The organism is Gordonia marina (genome assembly GCF_052036135.1).
GTDB lineage: Bacteria > Actinomycetota > Actinomycetes > Mycobacteriales > Mycobacteriaceae > Gordonia.
In genome coordinates this window covers 1-17,464 of sequence record NZ_JBPSDN010000021.1, presented here as the reverse complement: position 1 = coordinate 17,464, position 17,464 = coordinate 1, and the positions used below count along the sequence as shown (strand labels likewise).

The window sequence follows — 17,464 nt, the reverse complement described above, 5'->3', positions numbered from 1 at the left end:
AGAGTGGCCGGAGGCGGGTAGCGGATCGGGTCAGCGCAGGATACGCGCCAGCCACGGGGTGGAGTCGGGCATCGAGGCGAGCACGGTGCCCGAGTGGTCCTCGGTCGGGTAGACGTGCAGCGTCACCGGCTGGTTGTTGGCCTTCATCTGCGCGTAGAGCGAGAGCGCCGAGGGGGCCGGGACGTCCGCGTCCTTGAGGCCCTGGCCGAGGAAGATCGGCCGGTCGTAGCCCTTGTACGGGGTCAGCATGTACGCGTGGATCGCCGGGGAGAGACCCGGGACGGACTGCAGCGGCCGGGAGAACCAGGTCCGCACGTCGTCGCCGGCCAGCTTCTGCTTGAGGATCGGGTAGCACAGCGTGCGGCCCATCTCCAGGCGCTGCTTGCCCTTCGCGTTCAGGGCATTGGTCAGATGCAGGTCGGGCCGGGCGTTGTTCAGGCCCGCCAGGATGTAGGCGGTGTAGGCGTTCAGCGAGCCGGGGAGCTTGAAGGGCGGCACGGCCGGGCCCATCTGCTCGTACAGGTATTCCAGGTTCGCCGGAATGCCGGTGGCGACCACGCCGCGGTAGTCCAGGCCGCGGCCGCGGCTGAACTCCGTCGCGTAGCGCGCGCCGTTCAGCGCGGCGGCCGCACCCTGCGACTGGCCGATGATGGCCCAGCGCTTGGCGAGCTTGGCGCCGGCCGGCAGTTGCAGCTGGTGCGCCGACACCGTGGCGGCGACGATGGCGTGCGCCGCCGTCTTGCCGTCGAGGTAGGCCATCAGGCCGGGGGTGCCCAGCCCGACGTAGTCGGCCGCGACCACCGCGTAGCCCTGGTCCAGCCAGTGGCCGAGGTACTTGACGTCACGCTCGCTGCGCGGATGGGCCGACGGCGTGCAGTCGTCGGCCATGCCGACGGTGCCGTGCGCCCAGGAGATCACCGGCCAGCCGCCGGCCGGCGCCTTGCCGCGGGGCAGGAAGACCGCGCCCGTGCTGGTCGCCATCTTGCCGTGCTGATTCTTGGCCGAGAACTGCACGCGGTAGGCGTGGCTCGCGGCCGGCAGGGTCAGCGACGGATCCAGCGGCACCTGTGCGATCAGCTGACCCTCCCGCGCGGGAATCGGGCCCGAGTAGCCGGTCACGTCGAGACCGGACCACTCGGGAACGCCGATGGACACCACGTCGTCGGCGCGCGCCGGCGCGGCGTCGGTGAGCGTGAACGCCGCCAGTGTCACCGTCACGGCGGCGGCCGTCGCGGTCAGGAATCTTCGGCTGCGGGAGAAAGCACCTGAGGGAATCATGAGCAGAAATTAGCAGCACGCTGTGACGCGTATCGCCGCTCAGCGAGCGTCGGCCCAGGAAGCCGGAAAAGATGGCACGGGATGCGCGAAAGCTGTCACGGGATGTCGAGAAAGATCGCCCGCGCGGCGACGTCCCCGAGGTGAATGGGCGCCGAATCGTCGACGCAGATGGTGATGGTCCCGGCGAAGGGCCGTTTCTCGGTCACCGTCACTCGGCGGTCGAGATCGACGCCGATCTCCTCGAAATACCGCAGCATGGCGGGGTCGGTGTCGGAGATCCGGGTGATCACCGCGGACTGCCCGACGTCCAGGCTGTCGAGACCGCGTGACCCGGCGTTCGGGACCCGCCCGTCCGGCTGCGGGATCGGGTCGCCGTGCGGATCCCGCTGCGGAAAGCCGAGTTTCGCGTCGATCCGCGCCATCAGCCGGTCGGAGACCGCGTGTTCCAGGATCTCCGCCTCGTCGTGCACCTCGTCCCAGCCGTAGCCGAGTTCGCGGACCAGGAAGGTCTCCAGGAGCCGGTGGCGGCGCACCATGCCGATCGCGGCGGCGCGGCCGTCGTCGGTCAGCGAGACCGATCCGTAACGCTCGTGTTCCACCAGTCCCTGGTCGGCCAGCTTGCGGATGCCTTCCGAGGCGGTGGACGGGGAGACGCCGAGCTTCTCGGCCAGCAGCTTGGTGGTGACCTTGACCTCGTTCCACTCCTGGGACGTCCAGATCACCTTCAGGTAGTCCTGGGTCACCGACGTGAGGTCACCGACCGGTCGTGAGTGGGGCATAGGTGAAGCTTACTGGGACACCGGAGAGACGCCCGGGCGGCGGGTCGTACCCTGATGAGGTGTTGCGTTGGCGAGGGTTGGAGAACGTGCCTCCGGGCTGGGGGCGCTGCGTGGTCACCATCGGGGTCTTCGACGGTGTGCATCGGGGCCATGCCCAGCTGGTGGCGGCGGCTACTCGCGCCGCCGCCGAGCGGGGCATCCCCTCGGTGCTGATGACCTTCGATCCGCATCCGTCCGAGGTGGTGCGCCCCGGAACGCATCCGCCGCAGCTGTCGACGCTGGACCGGCGCGCCGAGATCGCCCAGGAGATGGGCATCGACGTCTTCTGCGTCCTTCCGTTCACCCCGACGCTCGCGGCGCAGTCGCCCGAGGAGTTCGTGCACGAGGTCCTGGTGGAGCAGCTGCACGCCGCCGAGGTGGTCGTCGGCGACAACTTCACCTTCGGGCACAAGGCCGCCGGGACCGTCGAACGCCTGCGGGAACTCGGCGCGCGTTTCGGCTTCGAGGTGACCGCGGTGTCGCTGTTCGGCGAGCACGCCGTCACCTTCTCCTCCACCTACATCCGATCGTGTGTGGCGGCCGGGGACGTGGAACTGGCGACCGATGCCCTGGGGCGGCCGCATCGCGTCGAGGGGGTCGTGGTGCACGGCGAGAAGCGCGGCCGCGACCTCGGTTTCCCGACCGCCAACGTCTCGGCCACGACGCATGCCGCGGTCCCCGGCGACGGCGTGTACGCGGCGTGGTTCACCATCGCGCGCAGCGGACGCGAACCCGAGGGCATGGTGATCGGCCGGCGTTACCCGGCCGCGGTCTCGGTCGGTACCAACCCCACCTTCGCCGGGCGCGAGCGCACCATCGAGGCCTACGTGCTCGACGTCGACGCCGACCTCTACGGCCAGCACGTCGCCGTCGACTTCGTCAGCCGGATCCGCGGTATGGAGAGCTACGACAGCCTGGATTCGCTGATCGCCGCGATCTCCGACGACGTCGACCGCACCCGGGTGATCCTCGGCGACGAGGAGTGAGCGAGAGCTGCCGCGGCCCGATTCGCCGCGGCCCGATTCGCTCGGCCGCGCCGGGTCCGGTAGCCTAGAGCGCTGGTGCTTGCTGCGGTCCGTGGCGGCGCACCCTCCGTGGGTACGGAGTCCCCGGGTCCGGGGAACACGATGAGCACGGCACTGAAAAACAAGGAGTTCTTCCATGGCGTTGACCGCTGAGCAGAAGAAGGTCATTCTCGACGAGTACGGCGTGCACGAGGGTGACACCGGTTCGCCGGAGGCCCAGATCGCGCTGCTGACCAAGCGCATCCAGGATCTGACCGAGCACCTCAAGTTCCACAAGCACGATCACCACAGCCGTCGCGGCCTGCTGCTGCTGGTCGGCCGTCGCCGCCGCCTGCTGAAGTACCTGCAGAGCGTCGACATCAACCGTTACCGCTCGCTGATCGAGCGTCTCGGCCTGCGCCGCTGAGCGCAGTCACGACCGAGTCGCAAGGCCGCTCCACCATGACGGTGGGGCGGCCTTCTTCGTCCGGTTTCGGACGTGCTGTTCGTGTGACACGGTGGAGAGGTGACTCTCGAGACACGAGAGCACAGCGGAGGGAGTGTCATGATCATCGCGGCAACCCAGGTCCTCGCCGCCGAGTGGACCACCTCGGTCGGCTGGATCGGCTACATCATCATCGGAGCGATCGCCGGCTGGATCGCGGGCAAGATCGTCGAAGGCAGCGGTGCCGGGATCCTGATGAACATCGTCATCGGCATCGTCGGAGCCTTGATCGGCGGCTTTCTTCTCAGTCTGGTCGGTGTCGACGTCGCCGGCGGCGGCTGGTGGTTCACCCTGTTCACGGCGATACTCGGAGCGGTCATCCTCTTGCTGATCGTGGGGCTGGTCACCAAGAAGAGTTCGTGACGATCGGCGCCACGGCCGTCCCGCGCAACGGTGGGGCGGCCGTCGTCGGGTGGCCGTGTGGCGGAGTTTCTGGGCGCGCCGATCGCGAAATGGCACCGACGCGGCTAGAATGGTCGCCGAATGCTGCATTGCGTGCAGTGCGGCTGTCGTGTAGTCAGACCGGTCCTCGGTAGTGGCTGCCGGAATCATCAGAGAATTCCGGCAGCTTCGATCGAAGGCCGTCTCCACCGCGGAGGGCGTGAGCCCGACGGTGCGGTGCGCGTACGGCCATGCCTCACCGCAGTCAGTGTTCCCGGTGCCCGCATCCGCGTGGCGCCTGCTGCTGCATACCCGCGGACGGCTCCGGCCGGTCCGCGCCACGAAGGGATTGACAACACATCCATGACTGATGTCATCGAAGAATTCGACGAGACCATCACCGAGGTCTCCTGCGTGATCGACAACGGCGAGTTCGGGAAGCGGACCCTCCGCTTCGAGACCGGCCGGCTGGCTCTGCAGGCCGCGGGCTCGGTCGTCGCCTACCTGGACGAGGGCACCATGATCCTCTCCACCACCACCGCCTCGAAGAACCCGAAGGACCACTTCGACTTCTTCCCGCTCACCGTCGACGTCGAGGAGCGGATGTATGCCGCGGGCCGGATCCCCGGCTCGTTCTTCCGCCGCGAGGGCCGCCCGTCCACCGACGCGATCCTCACCTGCCGCCTGATCGACCGGCCGCTGCGCCCGTCGTTCGTCGACGGCCTGCGCAACGAGATCCAGGTGGTCGAGACCATCCTGTCGCTCGACCCGAAGGACCTGTACGACGTCGTGGCCATCAACGCCGCGTCCGCGTCGACCCAGATCGCCGGTCTGCCGTTCTCCGGCCCGGTCGGCGGCGTGCGCGTCGCGCTGATCGGCACCCAGTGGGTGGCGTTCCCGACCGTCGAGCAGCTCGAGGGCGCCGTCTTCGACATGGTCGTCGCCGGCCGCGTCACCGACGCGGGTGACGTCGCGATCATGATGGTCGAGGCCGAGGCCACCGAGAACGTGCTCGCGCTGATCGAGGGCGGTGCCACCGCGCCGAGCGAGGCCGTCGTCGCCGAGGGCCTGGAGGCCGCCAAGCCGTTCATCGCGCAGCTGTGCGAGGCGCAGAAGCAGCTGGCCGCGGCCTCCGCCAAGGAGACCCGCGACTTCCCGCTGTTCCCGGCCTACCAGGACGACGCGTTCGCCGCGGTCTCGGAGTTCGCCTCCGACCGGCTGGCGCAGGTGCTGGCCATCGCCGGGAAGCAGGAGCGCGACGAGGCCACCGACGCTCTCAAGGCGGACGTGCTCGCCGAGCTGGGCGAGCGTTTCGCCGGCCGGGAGAGCGAGATCGGCGCGGCCTTCCGCTCGCTGACCAAGAAGCTGGTCCGCCAGCGCATCCTGACCGACCACTTCCGCATCGACGGCCGCGGCATCACCGACATCCGTGAGCTGTCGGCCGAGGTGAGCATCGTGCCGCGTGCCCACGGCTCGGCGCTGTTCGAGCGCGGTGAGACCCAGATCCTGGGCATCACCACTCTCGACATGGTCAAGATGGCCCAGCAGATCGATTCGCTCGGCCCGGAGACCTCCAAGCGCTACATGCACCACTACAACTTCCCGCCGTACTCGACCGGTGAGACCGGCCGCGTCGGCTCGCCGAAGCGCCGCGAGATCGGCCACGGCGCCCTCGCCGAGCGGGCCCTGGTGCCGGTGCTGCCGAGCGTCGAGGAGTTCCCGTACGCGATCCGTCAGGTCTCCGAGGCGCTGGGCTCCAACGGCTCCACCTCGATGGGCTCGGTCTGCGCATCGACCCTGTCGATGCTGAACGCCGGTGTGCCGCTGAAGGCCCCGGTCGCCGGTATCGCGATGGGTCTGGTGTCCGACGAGGTCACCATCGACGGCAAGAGCGAGACCCGCTACGTCGCGCTGACCGACATCCTCGGCGCCGAGGATGCCTTCGGTGACATGGACTTCAAGGTCGCCGGCACCAAGGACTTCGTGACGGCCCTGCAGCTCGACACCAAGCTCGACGGCATCCCCTCGCAGGTGCTCGCCGGTGCGCTCAGCCAGGCCAAGCAGGCCCGCCTGACCATCCTCGACGTGCTCGCCGAGGCGATCGATGAGCCGGACGAGATGAGCCCGTACGCGCCGCGGATCACCACCATCAAGATTCCGATGGACAAGATCGGCGAGCTGATCGGCCCCAAGGGCAAGACGATCAACGGCATCACCGAGGAGACCGGCGCCAACATCTCGATCGAGGACGACGGCACCGTGTTCATCGGCGCCGCCAACGGCGAGGCCGCGCAGGCCGCGATCGACAAGGTCAACGCCATCGCCAACCCGCAGCTGCCCAAGGTGGGCGAGCGCTTCCTGGGCACGGTCGTCAAGACCGCCGCCTTCGGCGCCTTCGTCTCGCTGCTCCCGGGCCGCGACGGCCTGGTCCACATCAGCAAGCTGGGCAACGGCAAGCGGATCGGCAAGGTCGAGGACGTGGTGAAGGTGGGCGACAAGCTCCAGGTGGAGATCGCCGACATCGACGAGCGCGGCAAGATCAGCCTCGTCCCGGTGCAGGCGGAGACCGCCGCCGCCGAGTAGGCATCAGCAGACGGCACGGCGGCCCGTCACCCGTTTCGGGTGGCGGGCCGCCGTCGTCTCCGTCTCTGCCGGTATACGCCGTCAGAGATCACGCAGGTAGAGGAGCATGCGATAGTCGTTGCCGGGCTCGATGTTGACGAACCCGTGCCGTTCGTAGAAGCGGCGCGTGTCGTGGTCGATCTCGTCGACGTTGATGTGCAGACCACCGCCTCGGCGCCGTCGTACCTCGTCGATCACCGCGTTGAGCAGTTCCGAGCCGATACCCCGGTCCCGGAGGGCGGGAGCCACGTACAACTCGTCGAGGACCGCCAGCGGCCCGTCGTAGTAGATGGTCGGGCGCAGGGTCACGGTTCCGAAACCCGTGGCCGCGCCTGCGGATTCCGCGAGGACCGCGAATCCGTCCTCATCCGCGAGCAGCAGCGCGTACCGGCGGGCGAGAACATCGATGTCAGCCGGCTCCGCGCCGAACTCGGTGTCGAACGCGTCCTGGAGCCGGGCGAGGAGCGCGGCGTCGCCGACGGTGGCCATACGTGTCGTCACACCACCTACGTTAGGGCGCTGGCGTCGTCGACCACTGCTGTCTGGTGGCTGCTCAGTAGCCGTCGGACAGCAGTCTTGGCCCGGGGACGACGGTGGGCTGGTGTCAGGCCAAGCGCCGGTGCCCATCGGTATGGACATCCAGCCGCTTGCGCGCCGCGGTTTGAGCCCGGACGACTTGTCGAGGAACCGGGTCGCTCTGTTGTCGGCGTCATTCACGTCGATCTGGTCGCGCTTCATAGTTCCGCCGCGCACCTGCGGCAGGCGAGCGGACTCGCACCGATCGTCTGCGGGCGGCCGGGACAGGTCAGGCGACGTCGATCGGGCCCGAGTTGCCGCTGAACCCGGTGAGCGCGCCGGTCGGCGACTTCGCATCGCCGTAGTAGCGCACCCGGTAGCGGCCGCGCGCGTTCTGCGGGATACGCCAGGTGACGGTCGCCTTCGACGCCGAGGCGCCGACGCGCTCCCACGCGAGTTCGGTGGACTCGTGGTCGTCGTCGTACGCGACCTGCCAGCCGGTGGGGGTCTGCTTCTCGACGGCGTAGTAGCCGACCGTGTTCGGGCCGCGGCGGATCTTGTTGGTGGGGTAGGCGCCGCAGAAGGCGACGGTGACGGTCGATCCGGCCTTCGCCGCTCGGGGGACCTTCGACACGGTCTGCCCGAAGCGCGTGCCGGGCAGCGGGGTGTCGGCCGGCTGGGTGCCGAGCAGATCGGGCTGCAGTCCGGCGCGGTCGGCCGGGCGCGCCTCGCCGCGCAGCCGGGTGCCACGGGCCATGGCGCGGGCCATCTTGTCGAACTCCTGCATGTACGCGCACAGCGTCCAGCGCCCGAACATCGTCTCGCCGCCCTCGTACTGCTGCGAGGCGTACTCCTCGGGCGTCGTCGTGTACTGGCTGTATCCGTTCGAATAGCCTTGCAGCAGAACGTTTTCCAGCGGCACCTTCAGCGCGTCGGCGACGATCCGCCGCACCCGGAGACCGGCGACGATGGTGCTCTCCGTCGGCATGGCGGCCAGCACCAGATCGCCGATCCGGATCAGCTGGATCGGGAGGGTCTGCTCGATCCAGGGGCGCGGGGGCAGCATGCCGAGCGGGAACAGCTCGGCCTTGGGCGCCTGCGCGTAGACCATCCACGGCTCGGGGGTGGGGACGGCGGTGGCGCCGAGAGCGACGGTCAGCTCGTTCCGCATCCCCTCGTGCAGGATCGAGAGCTGGCTGCGAGTGTTGTCCTCCATGCTGGTCGCCGCGGCGGCCATTCCCATCATCGCCGGGGTGGTGCGCGCGGCCTTCCCATTGGGTGTGTAGTGGCCGTCGATGTGCATGTCGGCCAGGTTGAGATACTTGGTGGCGCAGTCGATGCCGCCGCGCAACGGCCGTGCACCGGCGAGTGCGTTCTGGCCGGCGCGGTCCTGGCGCTGCCCGATCAGGATGCGGTTGGTCCGGTGGTTCGCTGTCGGCCCGCCCGGGTGCATCTTGCGCAGCCACAGGTTCGGCGTCATGTCACCGGCGTTGGTCTGCGCGTGCGCGGTGACCACGTGCGGATCGCGTTGTTCGGCCAGATACGCCGCGTAGCCCTTGTTGTCCGGGCCGATCAGGAAGTTGGCGTCGGTGAGCGACGTGCCGTGCGTGGCGAACCAGACGATCTCGCCGATCGTCTGCCCGCCGCGCCGCAGCCGGATGGCCGTCACCTGCGGATCGATGTGCTGCGGGAAGTGCTTGCGGTCGGGTTCGGGATTCATCGCGAACGCCGGCATCGAGCGGTTGGCGCTCGCGTTGTGGAGTTCGGCGAAGCCCAGTTCGACGGTGCCCGGGCCCAGGCTGCGGTGCGCCTGATCGACGGCGTCGAGCAGCCCCGCCATCTCGGCGACCAGCGAATTGTGCCGGTGTCCCTTCGCGGCCAGCGTGTACGCGTAGTCCCACGACGTGCCGCCGCACGAGTTGTGGTTGTGCGTCGCGTTCAGGTTGACGTTGTGCTCGTCGTACAGATGGCCGTAGCGCTTGCGCAGTTCGGCGAGCAGCAGATTGTGGTGCGAGGTGAAGATGCACGCGATGTCGGCGGTGATGAACAGGACCCGCTTGCCGGTCGCCGCGTCGGCGATCACGTACGCGCGCGCCCAGGTCCGCTGCAACAGACCTTCCGCGACCTGTTCCATGTCGGAGTAGCCCATCATGCCCTGGCCGGCGATGGCCCCGGTCATGTCGCCCTTGCCGGCGCCGACCAGATAGCCGCTCCCGCCCGGGGCCGCGGTGGCGGGCGACGAGGCCCCGGCGATGCCGAGGGCGCCCACCCCCGCGGCGGTGACGGCGGCGGCCTGCAGCAGGTTTCGGCGTGAGATGTCGGCCATGGTTGCTCCCCGAGCTAGAACGTGTGGCAATTCGCTGTACGTTAACTCACGAGTAGCGATAAGACGAGACCCGGGTCACCCATTCGGGTGACCCGGGTCTCGTCGAGGAAGCGCGGACGGCGGCGGTCAGGCGGCGGTGACGGCGTCCTGGAGTTCCTGGGGAGCGAGTCGGCGGCCGCGCAGCGGATAGACGAAGGCCGCCAGGACGGCGCCGATCGCTGCCGCCACCGCACCGACGATGAAGCACAGCTGGAAGCTGCCGAGGGTCGGCACCTCGTGGCCGCCGAGATCCATGGTCCGGCTGGTCATCACGACGGCCATCACCGCACCGGAGACGGTGGTGCCGATGGACCGGGCCAGACCGTTGACGCCGACGCTCGCTCCGGCTTCGGCCGGCGGCACGTTCTCCAGGATCAGGGTCGGCATGGCGGCGTAGCCGATGCCCACGCCGGCGAAGCCGACGCAGGTGGCGATCAGCAACTGCCATGGGGCGCCGGTGAGGAAGATCGCGAGTACGTAGCCGACGGCGAGGACCAGTCCGCTCAGGGTGAGCGTGAGACGTCCGCCGATGGTCGACAGCAACTTGCTCGACACGGGAGCGAACAGCAGCATCATCAGGCCGCTCGGTGCCATCCAGAGGCCCGCCTGCAGAATGCTCCGGCCGAGACCGTATCCGGTGGCCTCGGGCATTTCGAGGAGTTGCGGCACGACGATGGCCTGCGCCATCATGCCGAACCCGATGAGAACGGCGGCGAGGTTGGTCATCAGGACCGGCCGGCGCGCCATGGTCCGCAGATCGACCAGCGGATCGTCGAGGCGCGTCTCGAACACGCCCCAGAGCGCCAGCACCGCCAGACCTCCGAAGATCGCGCCGAGCGTGGTCGCCGACGTCCAGCCCCAGTCCTGCCCCTTGGAGATGCCGACCAGGAAGGCGACGAGACCGATGGCGAGGCCGATGGCGCCGAGCCAGTCGAGATGCGCGTCCTGCGCGTCGTGCACGTGTGGCAGAAAGAGCAGCGACAGGACGACCATCACCGCGGCGAAGCCCAGCGAGACCCAGAACAGGATGTGCCAGTCGCGGCCATCGGCCAGCCAGGCGGCCAGCGGAAGGCCGAGTGCGCCGCCGACGCCGAGCATGGCGCTGATCGACGCGACCGCGGTGTTCACCAGGTGGAGCGGGGTCACCTCGCGAACGAAGCTGATCGCGACCGGGATGTAGCCCATCGCCATCCCCTGCAGGACCCGCCCGACGAGCATCGGGGCGAGCGTGTCCGAGAGCGCACAGATCAGGGAGCCGACCAGCAGTACGACGCTCAGCGCGACCAGGACCGGCTTCTTGCCGAAGATGTCGGCGAGGCGGCCGGCCACCGGCATCGCCACGGCGCCGCCGAGCAATGTCGCCGTCAGCACCCAGGAGGCGTTGGCCGGGCTGGTGTTCAGGAGGCCGGGGAGCTCGAGCTGGATGGGGAGCACCAGCGACTGCATCAGCGAGACGAACAGGCTGGACACACCGAGCGTGATCACGATGACGATGGGGTTCACCGGCGTGCCGGCTCGTGGCCGCACGTCTGGGTCGGGGATGTTCATGTGAGAAATCCTTTGCATGAAGAGGTGTGCAAACTACACAGCGACGATTGTGTAGATTACACACCGGACCGAACGGTCCCCATCTCCGAGAGGGCGACGTGAGCGAGAGCACGCAGATTTCCGGCGAATACGACTATCGCGGCCTCGGCGACGAGCCGAGCCTCCGGATGGCGAAGGCACTCACGCGCCTCGAGGGCTTCCGGCGTCATCGGCCCCGCGACGGCGGGCTCGGTGCCGCGGACATGCGCCTGCTGTGGCTCCTGGTGGAATCCGGCCCGCAGACGCTCGCCGAGGTGACCTCGGCGCTCGGTCTGGAGCGGTCGACGGTGAACCGCCAGGTCAATGCGGCGGTCGCGGCGGGTCTCCTGGGGAAGGAGCGCATCGCGGCGTCCAGCGCGTACCGGGTGTTCCTCACCGCGGACGGCTATCGCGCCTTCGGCGAGGGCGCCCGCCGGGTCCTCGCGTCGATCGGCGAGACGCTCGCCGACATGGGGGAGGACGACTCGACGCGCCTGCTCGAACTGACCGAACGCTTCGTCGACGCCTATGGGCGCCGGATCGGTGGTGAACTAGAGGGATGAACCTCGACGAATACCTGTCTTACGACGCCACCGGACTCGCTGAACTGGTCGCCACCGGCGAGGTGACGCCCGCCGAACTCCTCGACCTCGCCCGGCAGCGACTCGCCGCGGTGAATCCCGCTCTCAACGCCGTGGTGATCGAGACCGCCGAGAACGCCGACGTCCAGGTGGCCGGCGACCTCACCGGACCGTTCGCCGGGGTGCCGTTCCTGATCAAAGACCTGTCGCAGGAGTACCGCGGCTACCCGACCACCGGCGGCTGCAAGGCTCTGCGCAACGACATCGCGACGGAGAACGCGCTGGTCACCGACCGCTTCCTGGATGCGGGGCTGGTGATCTTCGGCAAGACCAACACCCCCGAACTCGGTTCCAAGGGGATCACCGAGTCGCAGCTGTGGGGGCCGGCGCGCAACCCCTGGGACACCACGAGGACGCCCGGCGGCTCGTCGGGCGGTTCGGCCGCCGCGGTGGCCGCGGGAGTGGTTCCGGCCGCGGGCGCCAACGACGGCGGGGGATCGATCCGTATTCCGGCCGCCACCACCGGCCTGGTGGGACTCAAGCCGAGCCGCGGTCTGGTGCCTTACGGGCCGCAGACCGGTGAGCCGATGTTCGGAATGGCCGTGGAGGGTGTCGTCTCGCGGACCGTGCGCGACACCGCCCGCCTGCTCGACACCATCGTCGGCGCCGATCCGGCCGCGGACTATCTCGCCCAGTTCCCGCCGGAGCCCTTCGCCGCCCGGCTGGCGGAGCGGCCGGGCCCGCGCCGCATCGGGTATTCCGCGCACTCGGCCATTCGCGGCGAGCCGACACCGTCGGCGCGGCGGGCGATGGAGGAGACCGCGCAGCTGCTCACCGACCTCGGTCATCATGTCGAGGAGGTGCCGCCGCCGTACGACGACAAGGCGCTGGCCGGGACCTTCCTGACGATCTGGTTCGCGCAACTCGCCGGTCAGGTGGCCGAGATCAAGGAGCGCACCGGTGCCGGTGACGGCGACTTCGAGGCCGACACCCTCGCGATGGTCGAACTGGGCCGGGCGAACGGCGCGGTCGGGCTGCTGCGGGCGCTCGGCGAGATCACCGGGTACACGCGGGCGATGACGACGTTCTACGAGAGCTACGACCTGTTCATGACGCCGACGCTCGCCGAGGAGCCGATCAAGGTCGGCTCCCTCGACACTCCGGCGCCGTTGCGGGCAGGCGCCCGTCTGGCGCATCGGCTGCACGGCGGCCGGCTGCTCACCGCCACCGGTGTGATCGAGCAGATGATCGACGACAACCTCGGCTGGGTGCCCTACACCCAGATGGCGAACCTCACCGGCCGCCCGGCCATCACCGTCCCGATCCACTGGACCCCCGCGGGCCTGCCGCTGGGCGTGCAGTTCAACGGGCCTCTCGGCGCGGACGGTGCGCTTCTGCGATTCGCGGCTCAGCTGGAGGAGGCGGCACCCTGGATCGACCGGTTCCCGGCCCAGCCCGCCTGAACACCACCGCCTAGACTCGGTGCCGAGAGCGGCGTCGAGTGATGAAGGTGGAGACGATGAGCAGCGGTGCGATCCGGGTCGGTGTGCTGGGCAGCAGGGGCAAGGTCGGGCAGGCGATCGTCGCCGGGGTGCAGGCCGCGGAGGACACCGAGTTCACCGTCGGCGTGGACACCGGCGATCCGCTGAGTTCGTTCGTCGACTCCGGCACCCGGGTGGTGGTCGACTTCACCCACCCCGATGCGGTGATGGACAACCTGAAGTTCCTGATCGACAACGGTATCCACGCCGTCGTCGGCACTACCGGATTCACCGATGAGCGACTGTCCCAGGTGCAGGCCTGGATCGACGATGCGGACAACGGCGTCGGTGTGCTGATCGCCCCGAACTTCGCGATCGGCGCGATCCTGTCGATGTATTTCGCGGAGAAGGCGGCGCCGTACTTCGACTCGGTGGAGATCGTCGAACTGCATCATCCGTACAAGGCCGACGCGCCGTCGGGGACGGCGGGACGTACGGCCAGGCTCGTCGCGCAGGCCCGGGCCAAGGCCGGCAGCGCCCCGATGCCCGATGCCACGTCGACCGGGCTCGAGGGTGCCCGAGGGGCCGACGTCGACGGGGTGCGCGTGCACTCGGTACGACTCGCCGGACTCGTCGCGCACCAGGAGGTGCTGCTCGGCACCCAGGGGGAGACGCTCACCATCCGGCACGACTCCATCGACCGCACGTCGTTCGTGCCCGGCGTGCTCCTGGGCGTCCGCGAGATCGACACTCATCCCGGTCTGACCGTGGGCCTCGACCGGTTCATGGACCTGTAGCCGATGGCGGATCAGCGGAGGGCGAAGCAGAAGGACGCCCGGCCGATCGTCCTGATGATCGGATTCATGGTCTTCGCGATCGGCGTCTACCTGGTGCTGCTCAGCCGGTCCGCGGTGCGGCTCATCCAGACCGGTGGCGCGGTGGGGATCGGCCTGGGCATCGGCGTCTTCATCCTGCCGGTGATCGGCGTCTGGATCGTCGTGCGCACACTGCAGGCCGGGATCGAGCACCAGCGGATGGCCGCGGCGGTGGCCGACGCCGGGCGCGACCTGAACGTCGACGACCTGCCCCGCCGGCCGTCCGGCCGGATCGAGCGGGACGCCGCGGACGAGCTGTTCGCGCAGGTCAAGATCGAATGGGAGGCCGACCCCTCGGACTGGATGAGCTCCTACCGGATCGCTCGCGCCTACGACTACGCCGGCGACCGCAAACGGGCCCGCGAGATGATGTCGCGCGCCGCGGAGGGATACCGGGCCGCGAAGGCGGCCGGAGGACTCGCGGAGACACGCGAGCATGAATGATGCCGACCGGACACTCGACGACGCCGAGGCCCTCTGGGCCGCAGCGCTGTCGAGTGCCGGTGCCGGCACCCTCTCGGCGCCGAGCGGCTGCGGCGAGTGGAGCAACCGCGAGTTGATCGACCACGTGATCGGCGGCGCCGACCGGTACCGGATGCTGATCGAGGGCGCCTCCGCCGGCGACACCGCGGTCACCCGGGGCCGGGACTACATCGGCGACGATCCGGTCGCGGCGTTCTGGCGATACGAGCGCGCTCTGCGCGCCGCGGCCTCGTCGGCCGATCTCGGCCTGCCGGTGGACCATCGCGCCGGGCCTCGGTCCGGCACGGAACTGATGACGATGCGCGTCATGGAGCTGACGCTGCACGCGCAGGATCTGTGCGTGGGTCTCGGGATTCCGTGGGCGCCGCCGGAGCGGCTCTGCGAGTATCTGCTGACCGAGGCCGCGCCGGTGATCGACGGCCTGCGCGGACTCGGTCTGTTCGCCGCCGCGACGGCACCCCGATCCGCGACGCCCGCGGATCGGCTGCTCGCTTTCACCGGGAGGTCGTGATGTCCGAGCCTCGACGACTGCTGATCGTGCACCACACGCCGTCGCCGCACTGCCAGGAGATGCTGGAAGCGGTGATCGCGGGGGCCACCGACCCGGACATTCGGGGCGTGCGCGTGATCCGGCGCGCCGCTCTCACGCTGTCGCCGGTCGACGTGCTGGAGGCCGACGGCTATCTGCTCGGTTCGCCGGCGAACCTGGGCTACATGTCGGGTGCGCTCAAGCACGCGTTCGACGTCATCTACTACCCGTGCCTCGACGCCACCGGCGGGCGTCCGTACGGACTGTTCATGCACGGCAATCAGGGCACCGAGGGAGCTCAGCGGAGCGTCCACTCGATCGCCGGTGGACTCGGCTGGGTCAAGTCGGCCGACGACGTCGTCGTCTCCGCCAAGCCGACGAAAGACGAAGTCGAGGCCTGCTGGAATCTCGGCGCGACTGTCGCGGCGTGCCTGATGGACTGACTCGGGCCGTCAGGATCCGGTGCGCGCGGCCTGCTCGCGGGCGTCGAGGATCTCGCCGATGTGCGTGTTGGCCCAGAGTTCGAGCTCGTGCAGCGGTGCGCGCAGCGAATGGCCCAGGGGGGTGAGTTCGTATTCCACGCGCGGCGGGATCTCCGGGTACTGGGTGCGGGTGAGGAGGCCGTCGCGCTCCAGGCCGCGCAGCGTCTGGGTGAGCATCTTCTGGGAGATGCCGTCGATGCGGTGGGCGATCTGGCTGAAACGGCGAGGGCCGTCGCTGAGCGTCCCGATGATCAGCACGGTCCAGCGGTCGCCGATCCGGTCGAGGATGTCGCGCGTCGGGCAGTTGCGGTCGTACGGGTTCGGGGCCGTCGGTGCGCCGGTCATGCCGGGTCCCTTCGTCGTCGGTGTGTAAGTTACCGAAAAGTGCCTACTTACCAATGGAGAGTAACACGCCTACAGTGAGTCAAGAGGGGTCGTGAACAGGTCACGACCCGGAACGACAAAGGGAGAACTCTTCATGGCGCACATCACCGTTCTGGGCGGCACCGGCTACGCGGGCCGCCACCTCGTCGCGGCCGCCGCGAGCCGGGGACACTCGGTGACCTCGTACAGCCGCTCGCAGCCGTCGTCGCCGGTCGCCGGTGTCGACTACCGTACCGGCGATCTGACCGATCCGGCCGTCCTCGCCGCGGCCACGCAGGGGGCCGATGTCGTCGTCTCGGCGCTCTCCCCGCGCGGTGAACTGGAAGGACCCGGCGTGCTGCGCGCGCTGGAACAGACGATCGCCGATGCGGCGGCGACGGCAGGCGTGCGCTTCGGGGTCATCGGCGGCGCGGGCTCCCTGCTCGTCGCGCCGGACGGCCCGCGCGTCGCCGACACCCCGGACTTCCCGGCGGAGATCAAGCCGGAGGCGCAGGAGATGGCCGGCGTACTCGACGATCTGCGCGCGAGCGACTCGGGAGTGGACTGGTTCTACGTGAGCCCGGCCGGCGGCTTCGGGCCCTGGGCCGAGGGCGAGGCCACCGGTACCTATCGCATCGGCGGCGATGTGCTGCTGGTCGACGACGCCGGTCAGTCGAACATCTCCGGCGCCGACTTCGCGGACGCGGTCGTGCGCGAGATCGAGACGCCGGCGCACCGCGGCTCCCGGTTCACGGTGGCCTACTGAGCCGCGGCAGCCGCGTATCCGAGAAGGGCGCGCATCGCAAGGGGTGACCCGCCCGGCCTGTGGACGGCGGCCGTCGTCCACAGGCCGGAGACTGGGGGACTGGTGCCGCCGGTACGCCGCGGGAGACGCTGGTCTCCGACGAGGGGAGCCGGCGATGGGGGCACAGGTCTGGGTCACGCTAATCGTCGGCCTGGGGGCGACGTTCGGTGTGCTCGCCACGCTGTGGCAGCGGCAGCGATCGGAACATCTCCGGCCGTGTTGAGCAGCGCCGCGATCGCCTGCGGCACGACGAGCAGCAAGCGCGTGTCGAGTGGTGGCGACGGTGGGAGTGGGCCGTTGAACTGGCGTTATCGGATGACGACGCGACAGAGGCGACAGGGATCGAAACGCTCGAAGCTCTCGTCTTGTCGCCACTGCAGACACCCAGTGAGTTCGGTATCGTCGAGATATACCTGAAGAATCGGGGAGGAATCGGCGATGGATCTCAGTGAGAGCGAGCGCCAGCGGATGAACGCCGACTACACGCTCCGTGGCAGGACCCCGCGGGCGCGGTCGGCAGCGGCGCGAGCATTGGTGACGATCGCCCGTCGGCGTGGTGAAGAGCCGGACCAGTGGGTGCTCGACGAGTAGTGCCCCATAAGGTGGTGTAACTCGGTGGCCGAGATCGTCTCCGACTTCGTGTCGGGACGGACGTAGAGCGGCCACCGTGTGATCCTTCGAGTCAACCGTCTAAAGAATCCTCGAACGGAGTCATCACGATGACCGCACCTCATATTGTCGACCCTGCAGGCCTGCTTGGCCAAGCCCTCGCCGACGCGTCACCGGATCTGATGCGCGAGCTGCTGCAAA

General features: G+C 69.2%; 18 protein-coding genes. 12 read left to right on the top strand and 6 right to left on the bottom strand.

What is annotated here, in order from left to right; genetic code table 11:
- Positions 1 to 30 precede the first annotated feature (30 nt).
- Both ACSEEN_RS13920 and ACSEEN_RS13915 read right to left on the bottom strand, forming a co-directional pair.
- Positions 31 to 1,278, bottom strand: a complete 1,248-nt coding sequence (locus ACSEEN_RS13920; protein WP_440713481.1) for an alpha/beta hydrolase family protein — start codon at positions 1,276 to 1,278, stop codon at positions 31 to 33.
- Between the two features lie 95 nt (positions 1,279 to 1,373).
- Complete coding sequence (locus tag ACSEEN_RS13915) at positions 1,374 to 2,057, bottom strand: metal-dependent transcriptional regulator (protein WP_440713480.1); 684 nt, start codon at positions 2,055 to 2,057, stop codon at positions 1,374 to 1,376.
- Positions 2,058 to 2,116: 59 nt separating this feature from the next.
- Between ACSEEN_RS13915 and ACSEEN_RS13910 the strand changes: the two genes are divergently transcribed.
- From ACSEEN_RS13910 to ACSEEN_RS13895, 4 genes are all read left to right on the top strand, one after another.
- A complete protein-coding gene (locus tag ACSEEN_RS13910; protein WP_247863827.1) occupies positions 2,117 to 3,082 on the top strand; it encodes a bifunctional riboflavin kinase/FAD synthetase in 966 nt (321 codons plus the stop codon).
- A 175-nt stretch (positions 3,083 to 3,257) separates the two neighbouring features.
- On the top strand, positions 3,258 to 3,527 hold the full coding sequence (rpsO, locus tag ACSEEN_RS13905; RefSeq protein WP_247863826.1) for a 30S ribosomal protein S15: 270 nt from the start codon (positions 3,258 to 3,260) through the stop codon (positions 3,525 to 3,527).
- A 138-nt stretch (positions 3,528 to 3,665) separates the two neighbouring features.
- Complete coding sequence (locus ACSEEN_RS13900) at positions 3,666 to 3,968, top strand: GlsB/YeaQ/YmgE family stress response membrane protein (RefSeq protein ID WP_247863825.1); 303 nt, start codon at positions 3,666 to 3,668, stop codon at positions 3,966 to 3,968.
- 381 nt (positions 3,969 to 4,349) lie between these two features.
- Positions 4,350 to 6,569, top strand: a complete 2,220-nt coding sequence (locus ACSEEN_RS13895) for a polyribonucleotide nucleotidyltransferase (RefSeq protein ID WP_247863824.1) — start codon at positions 4,350 to 4,352, stop codon at positions 6,567 to 6,569.
- Between the two features lie 81 nt (positions 6,570 to 6,650).
- Here ACSEEN_RS13895 and ACSEEN_RS13890 read toward each other — a convergent pair whose 3' ends face one another.
- The 3 genes from ACSEEN_RS13890 to ACSEEN_RS13880 form a co-directional block, all read right to left on the bottom strand.
- A complete protein-coding gene (locus tag ACSEEN_RS13890) occupies positions 6,651 to 7,097 on the bottom strand; it encodes a GNAT family N-acetyltransferase (RefSeq protein WP_247868027.1) in 447 nt (148 codons plus the stop codon).
- A gap of 316 nt (positions 7,098 to 7,413) precedes the next feature.
- Positions 7,414 to 9,450 carry a neutral/alkaline non-lysosomal ceramidase N-terminal domain-containing protein gene (locus ACSEEN_RS13885; protein ID WP_298441450.1) on the bottom strand — a complete coding sequence of 679 codons (2,037 nt, stop codon included), beginning with the start codon at positions 9,448 to 9,450 and terminating at the stop codon, positions 7,414 to 7,416.
- 126 nt (positions 9,451 to 9,576) lie between these two features.
- Positions 9,577 to 11,037 carry an MFS transporter gene (locus ACSEEN_RS13880; RefSeq protein ID WP_440713479.1) on the bottom strand — a complete coding sequence of 487 codons (1,461 nt, stop codon included), beginning with the start codon at positions 11,035 to 11,037 and terminating at the stop codon, positions 9,577 to 9,579.
- A 98-nt stretch (positions 11,038 to 11,135) separates the two neighbouring features.
- On the opposite strand from ACSEEN_RS13880, the gene ACSEEN_RS13875 reads away from it, so the two are divergent.
- The 6 genes from ACSEEN_RS13875 to ACSEEN_RS13850 all read left to right on the top strand — a co-directional run bounded on the left by ACSEEN_RS13875 (position 11,136) and on the right by ACSEEN_RS13850 (position 15,447).
- Positions 11,136 to 11,618, top strand: coding sequence for a MarR family winged helix-turn-helix transcriptional regulator (locus tag ACSEEN_RS13875; RefSeq protein ID WP_247863822.1), 483 nt, complete (start codon positions 11,136 to 11,138; stop codon positions 11,616 to 11,618).
- The gene (locus ACSEEN_RS13870; protein ID WP_298441445.1) at positions 11,615 to 13,099 is read left to right on the top strand and encodes an amidase; all 1,485 of its coding nucleotides are present in this window, start codon (positions 11,615 to 11,617) and stop codon (positions 13,097 to 13,099) included. The genes ACSEEN_RS13875 and ACSEEN_RS13870 overlap by 4 nt, the downstream gene beginning before the upstream one ends.
- Before the next feature lie 71 nt (positions 13,100 to 13,170).
- A complete protein-coding gene (gene dapB / locus ACSEEN_RS13865) occupies positions 13,171 to 13,914 on the top strand; it encodes a 4-hydroxy-tetrahydrodipicolinate reductase (RefSeq protein ID WP_298441455.1) in 744 nt (247 codons plus the stop codon).
- 3 nt (positions 13,915 to 13,917) lie between these two features.
- The gene (locus tag ACSEEN_RS13860) at positions 13,918 to 14,436 is read left to right on the top strand and encodes a hypothetical protein (RefSeq protein WP_298441443.1); all 519 of its coding nucleotides are present in this window, start codon (positions 13,918 to 13,920) and stop codon (positions 14,434 to 14,436) included.
- Positions 14,429 to 14,986 (top strand): TIGR03086 family metal-binding protein, encoded by a 558-nt coding sequence (locus ACSEEN_RS13855; protein WP_247863818.1) that lies wholly within the window; start codon positions 14,429 to 14,431, stop codon positions 14,984 to 14,986. Before ACSEEN_RS13860 ends, ACSEEN_RS13855 begins: the two co-directional genes overlap by 8 nt.
- Positions 14,986 to 15,447, top strand: a complete 462-nt coding sequence (locus ACSEEN_RS13850) for a flavodoxin family protein (RefSeq protein ID WP_247863817.1) — start codon at positions 14,986 to 14,988, stop codon at positions 15,445 to 15,447. The genes ACSEEN_RS13855 and ACSEEN_RS13850 overlap by 1 nt, the downstream gene beginning before the upstream one ends.
- A 9-nt stretch (positions 15,448 to 15,456) precedes the next feature.
- Here ACSEEN_RS13850 and ACSEEN_RS13845 read toward each other — a convergent pair whose 3' ends face one another.
- Positions 15,457 to 15,831 (bottom strand): winged helix-turn-helix transcriptional regulator, encoded by a 375-nt coding sequence (locus ACSEEN_RS13845; protein ID WP_247863816.1) that lies wholly within the window; start codon positions 15,829 to 15,831, stop codon positions 15,457 to 15,459.
- A 133-nt stretch (positions 15,832 to 15,964) separates the two neighbouring features.
- Here ACSEEN_RS13845 and ACSEEN_RS13840 point away from each other — a divergent pair, with 133 nt between their 5' ends.
- Positions 15,965 to 16,615 (top strand): NAD(P)-dependent oxidoreductase, encoded by a 651-nt coding sequence (locus ACSEEN_RS13840; RefSeq protein WP_247863815.1) that lies wholly within the window; start codon positions 15,965 to 15,967, stop codon positions 16,613 to 16,615.
- Between the two features lie 477 nt (positions 16,616 to 17,092).
- Positions 17,093 to 17,245: a hypothetical protein gene (locus tag ACSEEN_RS13835; RefSeq protein ID WP_440713478.1), complete on the top strand. Its 153-nt coding sequence runs from the start codon at positions 17,093 to 17,095 to the stop codon at positions 17,243 to 17,245.
- Positions 17,246 to 17,464: the final 219 nt, after the last annotated feature.

Coding starts and splice junctions, on each gene's coding strand:
- ACSEEN_RS13920 (WP_440713481.1), bottom strand. CDS start 1,278: ATGATTCCCTCAGGTGCTTTCTCCCGCAGCCGAAGATTCCTGACCGCG.
- ACSEEN_RS13915 (WP_440713480.1), bottom strand. CDS start 2,057: ATGCCCCACTCACGACCGGTCGGTGACCTCACGTCGGTGACCCAGGAC.
- rpsO (WP_247863826.1), top strand. CDS start 3,258: ATGGCGTTGACCGCTGAGCAGAAGAAGGTCATTCTCGACGAGTACGGC.
- ACSEEN_RS13900 (WP_247863825.1), top strand. CDS start 3,666: ATGATCATCGCGGCAACCCAGGTCCTCGCCGCCGAGTGGACCACCTCG.
- ACSEEN_RS13895 (WP_247863824.1), top strand. CDS start 4,350: ATGACTGATGTCATCGAAGAATTCGACGAGACCATCACCGAGGTCTCC.
- ACSEEN_RS13890 (WP_247868027.1), bottom strand. CDS start 7,097: ATGGCCACCGTCGGCGACGCCGCGCTCCTCGCCCGGCTCCAGGACGCG.
- ACSEEN_RS13885 (WP_298441450.1), bottom strand. CDS start 9,450: ATGGCCGACATCTCACGCCGAAACCTGCTGCAGGCCGCCGCCGTCACC.
- ACSEEN_RS13880 (WP_440713479.1), bottom strand. CDS start 11,037: ATGAACATCCCCGACCCAGACGTGCGGCCACGAGCCGGCACGCCGGTG.
- ACSEEN_RS13870 (WP_298441445.1), top strand. CDS start 11,615: ATGAACCTCGACGAATACCTGTCTTACGACGCCACCGGACTCGCTGAA.
- ACSEEN_RS13860 (WP_298441443.1), top strand. CDS start 13,918: ATGGCGGATCAGCGGAGGGCGAAGCAGAAGGACGCCCGGCCGATCGTC.
- ACSEEN_RS13855 (WP_247863818.1), top strand. CDS start 14,429: ATGAATGATGCCGACCGGACACTCGACGACGCCGAGGCCCTCTGGGCC.
- ACSEEN_RS13850 (WP_247863817.1), top strand. CDS start 14,986: ATGTCCGAGCCTCGACGACTGCTGATCGTGCACCACACGCCGTCGCCG.
- ACSEEN_RS13845 (WP_247863816.1), bottom strand. CDS start 15,831: ATGACCGGCGCACCGACGGCCCCGAACCCGTACGACCGCAACTGCCCG.
- ACSEEN_RS13840 (WP_247863815.1), top strand. CDS start 15,965: ATGGCGCACATCACCGTTCTGGGCGGCACCGGCTACGCGGGCCGCCAC.
- ACSEEN_RS13835 (WP_440713478.1), top strand. CDS start 17,093: ATGGATCTCAGTGAGAGCGAGCGCCAGCGGATGAACGCCGACTACACG.